This window comes from Bacillus sp. TH19 (genome assembly GCF_016651075.1).
Classification (GTDB): domain Bacteria; phylum Bacillota; class Bacilli; order Bacillales; family Bacillaceae_G; genus Bacillus_A; species Bacillus_A mycoides.
Genome location: NZ_JAEKEO010000007.1, coordinates 1,511,507 through 1,523,488, shown reverse-complemented (window position 1 = coordinate 1,523,488; position 11,982 = coordinate 1,511,507). Strand labels below are relative to the sequence as shown.

The following is an 11,982-nucleotide window of genomic DNA, read 5'->3' as shown; positions in this document are numbered from 1 at the left end:
GTTTTTTTATTCTACACTCTCAAAATAGAAGTCGTATTGTACTTTATACAATTCATCGTCTGATGGCTCTTCAAGAGGAGTTGCCTGCAAGACTATCATATATTCCCCGTTCGGAATAGGAATATGATATTTATTGGAAAGAATACTTGTTATATATACTTCTTCATTCTTCACTGTGAAAGGAACTGATATCGTTCTAACCACTTCTTCTTTCTCAATATGATTTCCACAAGTAACTTCCACTTCACAAGTATAGTCAGAGATTGCTTCAAAAATAATAGCTCCATCCACCTCAGCATAGCCTCTTTCAAAATCTTCAGGAGTCCAATCTACATAAGGCTGCTGACCATCATAGTTCATTATCATTAATTGCGAATATGAAATTGTTAATTCCATAACTATCCCTCTCCTCCACTATGAAATGCATGCCAATTACTATTTCACTTCAAATTTCACACGCGTACCATCTGGATATTTGTCTAGCTTATTCCCTACCCAAGAACCTGCACCGCGGTTATCTGCTGGACTTATATATTCAATATGAGCTCCTTTTCCGCCTTCCTTACACATCGCCATCGGCCATTCATCACGATCATAACCTTTCTTCGTCGGATATGGCGCTAACGATAATTTCCTTCTATCCGCTGCACCATTACGATCAATTGTACACATTTCCGAATGTCCTTCTTTTATAGCATCCGTTATATGTTTCCCGGTCTCTGGATATCGTTCTTTCGGGAACTCTAGAATTTGATCATACGTAGTTGTTTTTTTAGTACTTGTCTCCTCTGGCACAAGTACTTCATATACTGCTACCAAAAGAGAAAGAATTGCAATAATTGAAATGATAATACCTTTAAATTGCTTCATGTGTACCTCCGTGTTCCTACCAATTTCTTTTCCTCAGTTATTATAACAAACTTCTTCTATGTATGTTTTCAGACATTATTTTAGCTCTTCCTCTCCATTCCGCCAAAAACATTCATTTTTCTTCATCTTTTCACTAATGCTGTAGAAAACTAATAACCTTCCGACATTCTTTTTCAAAGGAAGTCCACATAAAAGGTTGAAATGATATATACGATACTTTTTGGGGAGGAACTATCATGGAAGCTATTTATAAAACGAAAGATGTTACAAATAAAACAGGTATCCCAAAACATATAGTCCGAAAATATAGCCAACTCTTAGAGGAACACGGTTATATCATTTCAAAAACAGCTGATGCTCGTATTTATAAATTGGATGATTTAAAACTATTGAAATCTATACATGAAAGAGCTGCTACATTACAAGAAGACATTTCAGAAACAATACCTATTATTTTAAAAGAAAAAGATGCCCCGCCTGTACCTGTTATTCAAGATAAACAAGAAGTGCAACCAAAAGAAGATGGGCGTAACTTTGAGGAGTTCATGCTAAAACTTGAAATGCTTGCTCAATTAAATGAAGCAATTATTCATCAAAACTCTACTCTCATTACACAAAATCGTTTAAAAGACGAGAAATTAGATGAACTAATGCAACAAGTTTATGTAAAAGAAGGCTCACAAGAAAAAATGTTACAAGATCTAGTTGTTCACGCCGCTCAAACAGATGCACTCCAAAAAGAAAAAATGGACTTATTAATGAATCATATGTATAAGCGAGAATCCAAACAAGAAGAAAAAATGAATAAACTTGTCAATCAAATTTACAATAAAGATAGCAACCGTGATACACAACTTATGCAAGTTATTCGCGAAATTCAAGAAACAAAAAGATTAGTCGCCGCCTCAAAAGAGCAAAGCTTCTTTCAATCATTTAAAAGTTTATTCGTTCGAACAAAACAAGAAAAAATAAATGAATGAAATTTTGTATCTTTTTCTAATGCACGATAAAATAAAAAGTTACCTTCTATCGGTAACTTTTATTCCTTATATCGTACAGCTGGCAATATAATAATAGCTTCAGTTCCTTTTCCGCTTTCACTTTTATATTCCAATGTGCCATTATGCGCTTGTAAAATACTAAATGTTACCATAAGACCTAATCCTGTTCCTTTTTCTTTTAAAGAATAATACGGTTGTCCAAGCCTTACTAACTGTTCTTTTGTCATTCCAACACCACTATCTTTAACTCTTATTATTATCAATTCATCTTTTTGAATAGCTGTTACTTTTAAATACCCTTTGTTTCCTTGAATTGCTTCAATACCGTTTTTAACAACATTCATAATAGCTTGCTTCAATTTCGTCTTATCGCCGATAGTATAAAGGCTCTCAGAAATCTCAACTTGCAAATAAACGCCCTGCATCGCTGCAAATGATGACATAAGAGTTGTCATTTCAATTAATTGTGCTGATAAACAAATATGTTCTTTTTTTTCAATTTGAGGCCTTGCTAAATTTAAATAATCTGAAATAATCTGTTCAGCACGATCCAGTTCAGCTAATACGAGACGCATATAATCTTTGTTTTTTACGTCTTCCGTACTCTCTAGCAATTGAATAAACCCTCGTACAACAGTGAGAGGGTTTCGAACTTCATGTGCAACACTTGCAGCTAACTCACTTACAATATTAAGTTTTTCTGATTTTTGCATTTCTGTACGCAATAATGCATTTTCGTTTAAATACTCAGTCAAATACACTTGAAATACCATTGTCATAACCATAATAAGTGATGCAAATATATACCCACTATATAGATTAGATATGTACGGTGTAAAACCTGTTTCTAAAAGGACATTCAACATCCCGACTACTAATGAAACAAGAACATAAAATGATGCAATCATAAAAGCTAATATTAGCTTCTTATCTCTTGAAAAAAGAGACCATTTCTTTGACAAAAATAATGGAATTATCGAAAGAAATATAACTTCTACCATAGGCAACCAACTAAGCCCCTTAAAAATCCATTCATATGCAACATAAATAATGGCAGGGATGAGCCCAACAATCCCACCATATAAAAAACCACTAACAATTGGGACTGGATGAAAATTGTATCCGCAAACGGTACCAAAACAAATAGAGTATGTCATGGAGAGAACGAGTGTAACGCTAGATAAAAACATAATAAAGTAGCGATTAGGCTTCGGAAGCATTCCTTGATAACGATTTAAACGAATCGCTTCATATAAAAATAGTGGTAAAATAATGATGGCAATTTGGATCATTAAATCACGAATCAGCTCCATAGCCTCTCATCCCCTATATGTATTTTGATATGATTATATCATTTTATAAGTCTATTTGTTTCAAAATTTTGATTTTTCTTAACATCTTTGTTAATTATTTGTTAACAACTAATAATAAATGTTACAAATTTCCGAAATGATTGTAAACCCTGTACCAAATTTCCTTCGTGCAGTATACAATGAATACGGATTACAAAGAAAATAAAAAACACTTCACTAGACGGACAACTATCGCAAAATACAGCATATAATCCATACTATCTATGTTTACAAATAAGTGATCATTACTTTAGTAGGAGGAAGATAAATATGGCGGGTACTACGCTTGTTTTAAAAGAAGAAAATTTGGTTGTGCTAGAAAACGTTGAAAAATCAGTATACGAAGAATTGCAACATAAAGCAGGGGACGAAGACTGTACATGTGCTGTAAATGAATCCGTTGTCCATCTTGGCAAAGTATCTTCCGTACTTTGGAACGAAGATGAAATAGATTGGGAATACGGTTATTAAAAAGTCGCTTGCAGCGGCTTTTTTTTGTGTTTATGCTTAAGTGAAACTTTAATTAACTCACACAGCTTATACTCTTATAGACATTTGAATCCTCACATAATTTCTTACTTCCACTGAATTTTAAGATACGATTCTTATCTTTCACAAATAGCGGGGGGAATTTTATAAACAAAGCGTAATAGTTGAAAATATGATAAAATGAACTTAATTTTCAAACGGAAGAAAGGGAGATACAATGGAACAATTCATTAATCCTAGAGTGAAGGACATCCAAATTTCTGGAATCCGTCAGTTCTCTAATATGATTCAAAACTATGATAATCTTATCTCTTTAACAATTGGGCAACCCGATTTCCCTACACCTTCTCTAGTAAAAGAAGCAGCTAAACGGGCCATTACAGAAAATTATACAAGCTATACACATAACGCTGGTTTACTAGAATTACGCAAGGCAGCTTGTAACTTTGTAAAGGACAACTACAATTTACATTATTCACCTGAAAACGAAACCATTGTTACAATCGGTGCTAGTGAAGCGATCGATGTTGCATTCCGAACTATTTTAGAACCAGGAACGGAAGTAATTTTACCTGCTCCTATTTACCCTGGTTACGAGCCGATTATTCGACTATGTGGTGCAACTCCTATTTTTATAGATGTTCGTGAAACTGGATTTCGTTTAACAGCTGAAGCTCTGCGAAATGCAATTACAGAACGAACAAGATGCGTCGTTTTACCGTATCCTTCTAATCCAACTGGTGTTACCTTATCAAAAGAAGAATTAGAAGATATTGTATCTATCTTAAAAGATAAAAATATTTTCGTTCTTTCCGATGAAATTTATAGCGAACTTGTATATGAAGACAAACACACATCTATCGCTCATTTCCCAGAAATGCGTGATAAGACTATTGTCATTAACGGCTTATCAAAATCACATTCTATGACTGGTTGGCGTATCGGACTTTTATTTGCCCCAAGTTATTTAGCAAAACACATTTTAAAAGTGCATCAATACAATGTTACATGCGCTACTTCAATTGCTCAATATGCTGCAATCGAAGCTTTAACAGCTGCTAAAGACGCCCCGAAGATGATGCGCTATCAATACAAAAAACGCCGTGATTACGTATATAATAGACTCATTCAAATGGGTTTAACGGTTGAGAAGCCAACAGGTGCATTTTATTTATTCCCATATGTTGGACATTTAACATCTTCATCATTTGATTTTGCACTTGATCTTGTAAAAGAAGCTGGGCTAGCCGTTGTTCCTGGAACCGCATTTTCCGAATACGGTGAAGGCTACCTTCGCCTTTCCTATGCTTACAGTTTCGAAACTTTAAAAGAAGGCTGTGACCGTTTAGAAGTCTTTCTAAAGAAAAAAGCTAAGAGTTAAACTCTTAGCTTTTTGTTGCATAATGATCACAAGTTTGACGCTTCAATAATTTATGCGGAATAATAATGCATTTTGAAGTAGATTCAGAATGCTCCACCTTATCAACTAAAGCTTTTGCCGCTTCATACCCTAATTGATAAATATTCACATCAACTGTCGAAAGTGGTGGACTAGCAATTTCTGATAATAAAGCATTGTTAAAGCTTACAATCGAAACATCTTTCGGTACAACAAATCCTTTTTTAGAAAGCGCACTTAACACGCCAAGTCCAATTAAATCATCCGTTGCCATAATTGCCGTCGGTGGTTGCTTTAGTCCCATTAATTCCTCAACAGCCTGTTGACCACTCTCTCTTGAAAAATCAAAGTGTAAAATATACTCTTTCGGCAATAGAATATCTGCTAGTTTCAAAGCATCACTCATCCCCGCCAAACGATCTCTCGTTACAAGTAAATCTGATCCACCGCCGATGAATGCGATTTGTTTATGGCCTAATGAAATCAAATATTCCGCTACTTCTCTTGCAGCTGTATAATTGTCATTATCTACATATGTAATTTCATCTTTTCGATCATATGGTTTTCCAATTAAAACAAACGGGAAGTTTTGGTCATGCAAGTATTGAATAATCCGATCGTTCTCTCTTGAATATAAAAGAATAATACCACCGATTTGACGCCCTTGTACCATTTTTACAACACCATTAAAAATTTCATCTTCCGTTTCACCAGTCGACATATAAAGCGCATACCCTTCCACATGTGCAAATGAACTAATTCCTCTTATAACTTCTGGGAAAAACGGATTTTGAAAAGCTTTACTTGCAGAACTCGGCATAACAAGACCAAGTGTCTTCGTCGTTTGGTTCGCAAGGTTTCTTGCATTTAAATTTGGATGATACCCTAATTCACTCATTACTTTTCGAACACGGCGCTTTGTCTTTTCACTTATACTTGGATTATCAGCAATTACACGAGAAACAGTTGATGGTGCTACGTTCGCCTTCTTCGCCACATCTTTAATTGTAACTGTCATAAAAATCCCCTCCTTTCACTTCTCTGCCATTTTCATATATTTTATCTTGCACCCGTTGCAAGTCATAGGAGAAGTCATAAACTGTCATTTATTTATTCTATCTTGCAAAACTTATCATATTCTCCCTCTCCATGTATTGTAAGGGATATAGCTCTTTTTTCCTATACTATAATATACTATTTATTTCACTTCTTTTCATATGCGATGTCAAATCTCTTTTCATCTCTCTATAATTTTTTTATAGAGAGATGAAAAGAAAAATGGGACATAATGTCCCATTTCTCATCCTTTCGTACCTCCAGCTGTTAAACCAGAAATAAAGTATTTTTGTAGTGATAAGAATAAAATCGAAATCGGGATTGCAATTAATACTGAACCAGCCGCAAACGTCGTAAATTCATTACCAAATTTTTTCGCTACCATTTCATATAATCCAACTGCTAAAGTGTAATTTTCCGGCGTGCGTAAAATAATACTTGCTAAAATGAAATCTGTAAATGGACCGATGAAAGTGAATAATGCTACAACCGCTACGATTGGCTTTGCAAGCGGCATAATGATTTGCCAAAAAATACGGAAGTGTCCTGCTCCATCCATGCGGGCTGACTCATCCAACTCTTTCGGAATCGTATCAAAATACCCTTTCATAAGCCAAGTATTCATTGGAATTGCTCCACCTACATAAATTAAAATTAATGCAAGATGTGTATCAATTAATCCTGTTAACTGCGCTAATACATATAGTGCGATTAACGCTGCAAAGTTCGGAATCATTTGTAGAATTAAAAATGTTAATAAACCATTTTTTCTTCCGACAAAACGATATCTCGAAAATGCATAAGCAGTAAAGCTAATTGCTAACACCGAAAAAATCATCGTCATAACACTAACTTTTAACGTATTTTTATACCAAAGTAAGTAATTACTTGAATCAAGATCAAGTAGCTTACGATAATGATCTAACGTAGCATTTTTTGGAATAATGCTAGAACCAGACAAACTATCTCCTGGATTAAACGATGAACCAATAATCCATAGTAATGGATAGAAAATAATCGCACACATTATGAAGATAACCAAATAACTTAATGAAAGACGTAACATCTTTTGTCGTTTAATATTCATTTACATCATATCCTCTTCTTGGAATGATTTTGTTCTCTTAAATTGCCATAACGCAACTGTAATAACGATTAACGATAAAATCATTGTAAGAGCTGCTGCTTTTCCGTACTGCGCTGAAGTCATCGTTAACTTATAAATCCATGAAATTAAAATATCCGTTCCACCTGCATCTTGCCCCGCTACAGCAGGACCTCCGCCATTAAATAGATAAATGATACTAAAGTTATTAAAGTTAAACGTATATTGTGTAATTAAAATTGGTGCTGTTGCGTATAAAACAAGTGGCAATGTAATTTTACGGAACTGTTGCCAAGCAGTTGCTCCATCTACTGTAGCAGCTTCATATAATTCTCCTGGAATCGATTGCAATATACCTGTTGTCATTGCAAAGACGAATGGGAAACCGAGCCACGTTTGGATCATAATTAAAGCAATCTTCGCCCAAAACGGATCTGTCATCCAAGCAATCTTTTCAATCCCGAATAAAGCTAATACTTGATTATTAATTGCTCCAAATGTTTCATTAAACATACCCGAGAAGACAAGAATAGATACGAATGCTGGAACAGCCCACGGTAAAATGAAAATTGTTCGAATAATTGCCTTACCTTTAATACCAGGCTGATTTACGATAATCGCTAAGAAAATACCAAGTGCAACTTGTAATGTTGTTGCAACAAATGTCCAAATGACAGTCCAAGAAAATACACTTAAAAATGTCTCTCTCCACATTGGTAATGTGAAAATATCAATAAAGTTTTTAAAGCCCACCCAATCTACTAATTTAGCTGGAGGAGAGTGATATAAGTCATAGTTCGTAAATCCAATTAAAATTACAAAAATGATTGGAAATACAACTACAAAGATTAGTAATAGAAATCCTGGTGAAACCATTAAATATGGAAAACCTTGATCTAATAAGTTACGGTATTGCTCTTTTACTGAGTTTAATGGTGTTCCTATATCACGTTTCTTCCCATTTTGGTATGCATCATATAAGTTAAATCCATATATTCCGAGTCCAAACACTATGACGATAAGTGCCAAAATCCCTTCTACTAATAGAAAGACAGAATGGTCACGTGGAACTTCTGTACCGAGCGTTACAATTCCCCATAATCCCATATTTAACAAATCAGCAAATGCTACAATAAATGAACCTGTTAATACTAGAAAAATAAGACCTTTTACAAATTGTTTATTATATATTTGGCCCATGCCTGGAATAATAGATAACATGGTCGCCATTTTCCTATGTTTCGAACCATTCATATCTTTCATTGGTTCCATAGATGTTTGCATGTTCCTTCCCCCTTTTTTCTTCCTACTTGGAAGGGAGAGAATTCGTGCCTCTCCTATTAGAGGCACGAATTTCACCTTATTTTTTCTTACTATGATTTGCCTCAATATTTCCTTTAATTTGTTTCACTGCACTATCAAGCGCGGATTTTGGTGCCTCTTTTTCTGTAACAACTAACTGAAGAGCGTCTCCAGCTGGTTTCCATACTTCTTGCATTTCTGGAATATTCGGCATTGGAATTCCATTTTCTGATTGAGTTGCAACTGCTTTTGCAGCTTCATTATCTTTAATAATTGGATCTTCCATTACTGATTTTACTGGAGGAATCTCTTTTGTCTTCTCAAATCGAATTTTTGCATTTTCTTCATTTGTTACCCACTCAGTGAACTTTGTAGCTAAATCATTTTGTTTAGAGAAGCTTGTTACATGCCATCCTTTTACCCCAACAAATGTTTTCATCGGTTGACCATTTGGTAATTTCGGCATTGGAGCAACACCATAATCAATTCCGTTCTTTTCCATCGCTTGGAACGCCCACGGTCCATTCATAATAGATGCTGCTTTTCCTTCATTGAATAATCCGTCAGCAGCAGGTCCACCAGATTCACCGATAATACCTTTCGGGAATAACTTTTCTTTGTACCATTTTTGAAGATATTCAGCACCTTGTACTGCTCCGCTATTATTTAATCCAACATCACTTGCATTTGGCTTTCCGTCTTTCTCACCAAATACATATCCGCCCATACCTGCCATAAACGCGTTAGCAAAGTAGAAGTTATCTCCTAATGTTAAAAATCCGTACTTGCCATCCTTCGTAAAGTCTTTTGAGAAGTTAAATAGCTCGTCCATCGTTTCTGGAGCTTTTTGCATTAATTTTTTATTGTAAATAAAAATTGGTGTTTCAATTGCTTTTGGTAAACCATATAATTTCCCGTTGTATGTTTGTGCCTTTATTGATAAGTCAGTAAATTTACTCTTCACAGCATCATCTGCTTTTACTTCAGAAATTAAGCCTTCTGTTACTGCATTTCCGATTTGATCGTGTGGCAATGTTACAACATCTGGTCCCGTCCCCGCTGGTCCATCAAGACGTAACTTTTTCACTTGATCTGTCATTTGCATTTCAACAACTTTTACTTTTACTTTATATTTTTCCTCAAAGCTTTTCACTGCTGGTTCTAAACCAACACCTTTTTTATCATCTTCCCAAACGAGAAGATCATAGTCTTTCTTCGCTTTACTTTCCTCTTTTTTTCCTGAATCTTTCGGTCCACATGCAGATAACATGCCAATTGACAATGCTGAAATCGTTAATAGTGATAATGCTTTCTTCATCCCAAAAACCTCCCTAAATTGTCTATGTACCTCTTTAATTGAAAACGTTTGCATTTGATTGTTTAATAGAAGCGCAAACAATATCTAAATTTATGAAAACGTTTGCGCTATTTGTCTATCATTATACATCCTTTTATTCATTTTGCAAATATTAATTTTCAAAATAATCTTATCATACTCTTTATTCATTGACTTTACATAAAATGAATACTACTCTTATAAGCAATATTAAAGTTATGTGGAAGGCAATCGTTTGCAACATAATCTTTATTATTTCGTTTAAGGGAACTATATGTATAGAGATATTAAAGGGGGATTTTCTATATGCTTAAAGAAGCGATCTATCATAGGCCAAAAGATAATTATGCATACGCTTACGACGAAAAAACAATTCACATCCGAATACACACAAAAAGAGATGATGTTCACAACGCCGCTCTCATCTACGGTGACCCGTACGAATGGCAGGACGGGAAATGGATTACAGCGAGTACACCGATGAAAAAAACTGGATCTACTGAGTTATTTGATTATTGGTCCGTTTCAATCAAACCAAAATTTAAACGCTTACGTTATGGATTCGAATTAAAAAACGACGTAGAAACTTTTATTTATACAGAACGAGGATTTTTTTCTAATATCCCAAATGACGATGTCGGTAACTTTTTCTGCTTTCCATTTGTTCATGCAAAAGACGTTTTCAGGGCACCATCCTGGATTAAAGACACAGTATGGTATCAAATTTTCCCGGAACGATTCGCTAACGGGGATAACACATTAAATCCAGCAAACACCCTCCCTTGGGGAAGTACCGAACCAACTCCAACTAATTTTTTCGGCGGAGATTTTGCTGGTATTATTCAAAACCTTGATTACCTTGTGAAGCTTGGAATTTCCGGAATATATTTCACTCCTATTTTCAAAGCTCATTCGAATCATAAATATGACACAATTGATTACATGGAAATCGATCCACAATTTGGGACGAAAGAAACTTTCAAAGAACTCGTTCAGGAGTGTCATAAACATGGTATAAAAGTAATGCTCGACGCTGTTTTTAATCATAGCGGGTACTTCTTTGATAAATTTCAAGACGTGCTGGAACAAGGTGAAAATTCCGCCTATAAAGATTGGTTCCATATTCATGAATTTCCAATTATAACCGAGCCACTTCCCAATTATGATACTTTCGCATTTACACCATATATGCCTAAATTAAATACAGCACACCCAGATGTAAAAGAATATTTACTTGAAGTAGGGCGTTATTGGGTAAGAGAATTCAATATAGACGGTTGGCGCCTTGATGTAGCAAATGAAGTCGATCACAGTTTTTGGAGAGAATTCCGAAGTGAAATAAAAGCATTAAATCCTGAAGTATATATTTTAGGTGAAATTTGGCACGATGCACTCCCATGGCTACAAGGTGACCAATTTGATGCTGTAATGAGCTATCCTGTTACAAACGCTCTACTTTCTTACTTTGCTAACGAATCCATTCATGCAAGTGAATTTATGAAACAAATTACCGATTCTCTACATTCCTACTCTATGAATGTAAATGAAGCGGCATTTCATTTATTAGACAGTCATGACACACCTAGAATTTTAGCAACATGTAACGGGGATAAAAATAAGTTAAAGTTACTCTATGTATTTCACCTTTCTTTCATCGGTTCTCCTTGTATTTATTACGGCGATGAAATCGGTATGGATGGTGGAATGGATCCTGACTGCCGCAAATGTATGATATGGGATGAAAAAGAACAAGATACTCTTTTATTTACACATATACAAACATTAATTTCATTACGGAAACAACATAAAGCATTTGGAGGAAATGGTACTTTTCAATTCATTGAGGCAAATGATGAACATAATTATATTTCTTATACAAAAACATATGAAGATGAAACTATCTTTTTCGTTTTAAATCCTACTAACAGTGAAGTTACAACTTCACTCCCTCTTCATATTACCAGGAAGAAAATAATTAACATCTATACAAACGAAGAATTTTCAGCGGAAGCAAGTGTATTACAAGTTACACTTCCACCGTATGGATTCTCTATTTTAAAATGGTAATAGTA

General features: G+C 34.8%; 11 protein-coding genes. 4 read left to right on the top strand and 7 right to left on the bottom strand.

Translation table 11 applies throughout. From position 1 onward, the window contains the following. Window positions 1-6: 6 nt before the first annotated feature. Window positions 7-396: a competence protein ComJ gene (gene comJ, locus JFU54_RS11775; protein WP_002088359.1), complete on the bottom strand. Its 390-nt coding sequence runs from the start codon at window positions 394-396 to the stop codon at window positions 7-9. Window positions 397-435: 39 nt separating this feature from the next. Next, window positions 436-870: a DNA-entry nuclease gene (nucA, locus tag JFU54_RS11770; protein WP_002014817.1), complete on the bottom strand. Its 435-nt coding sequence runs from the start codon at window positions 868-870 to the stop codon at window positions 436-438. A 236-nt stretch (window positions 871-1,106) separates the two neighbouring features. On the opposite strand from nucA, the gene JFU54_RS11765 reads away from it, so the two are divergent. Beyond that, window positions 1,107-1,850, top strand: a complete 744-nt coding sequence (locus tag JFU54_RS11765) for a DUF3967 domain-containing protein (protein ID WP_002033817.1) — start codon at window positions 1,107-1,109, stop codon at window positions 1,848-1,850. Window positions 1,851-1,909: 59 nt separating this feature from the next. Here the strand turns inward: JFU54_RS11765 and JFU54_RS11760 are convergent, their stop codons facing one another. After that, window positions 1,910-3,184: a sensor histidine kinase gene (locus tag JFU54_RS11760; protein ID WP_002014814.1), complete on the bottom strand. Its 1,275-nt coding sequence runs from the start codon at window positions 3,182-3,184 to the stop codon at window positions 1,910-1,912. 309 nt (window positions 3,185-3,493) lie between these two features. Between JFU54_RS11760 and JFU54_RS11755 the strand changes: the two genes are divergently transcribed. Continuing rightward, on the top strand, window positions 3,494-3,694 hold the full coding sequence (locus tag JFU54_RS11755) for a hypothetical protein (RefSeq protein ID WP_000929276.1): 201 nt from the start codon (window positions 3,494-3,496) through the stop codon (window positions 3,692-3,694). Window positions 3,695-3,929: 235 nt separating this feature from the next. Continuing rightward, window positions 3,930-5,093, top strand: a complete 1,164-nt coding sequence (locus tag JFU54_RS11750) for an aminotransferase A (protein WP_201064479.1) — start codon at window positions 3,930-3,932, stop codon at window positions 5,091-5,093. 4 nt (window positions 5,094-5,097) lie between these two features. Here JFU54_RS11750 and malR read toward each other — a convergent pair whose 3' ends face one another. The 4 genes from malR to JFU54_RS11730 all read right to left on the bottom strand — a co-directional run bounded on the left by malR (window position 5,098) and on the right by JFU54_RS11730 (window position 9,892). Then, complete coding sequence (gene malR / locus JFU54_RS11745) at window positions 5,098-6,129, bottom strand: maltose operon transcriptional repressor MalR (protein ID WP_002014809.1); 1,032 nt, start codon at window positions 6,127-6,129, stop codon at window positions 5,098-5,100. Window positions 6,130-6,411: 282 nt separating this feature from the next. Beyond that, window positions 6,412-7,254: a maltosaccharide ABC transporter permease MalD gene (malD, locus tag JFU54_RS11740; RefSeq protein WP_002088365.1), complete on the bottom strand. Its 843-nt coding sequence runs from the start codon at window positions 7,252-7,254 to the stop codon at window positions 6,412-6,414. Beyond that, the gene (gene malC / locus JFU54_RS11735; protein WP_002088367.1) at window positions 7,255-8,556 is read right to left on the bottom strand and encodes a maltosaccharide ABC transporter permease MalC; all 1,302 of its coding nucleotides are present in this window, start codon (window positions 8,554-8,556) and stop codon (window positions 7,255-7,257) included. 76 nt (window positions 8,557-8,632) lie between these two features. Then, a complete protein-coding gene (locus tag JFU54_RS11730) occupies window positions 8,633-9,892 on the bottom strand; it encodes an extracellular solute-binding protein (RefSeq protein ID WP_002128900.1) in 1,260 nt (419 codons plus the stop codon). Window positions 9,893-10,216: 324 nt separating this feature from the next. Between JFU54_RS11730 and JFU54_RS11725 the strand changes: the two genes are divergently transcribed. After that, window positions 10,217-11,977 (top strand): alpha-glycosidase, encoded by a 1,761-nt coding sequence (locus JFU54_RS11725; RefSeq protein WP_002128901.1) that lies wholly within the window; start codon window positions 10,217-10,219, stop codon window positions 11,975-11,977. Window positions 11,978-11,982: the final 5 nt, after the last annotated feature.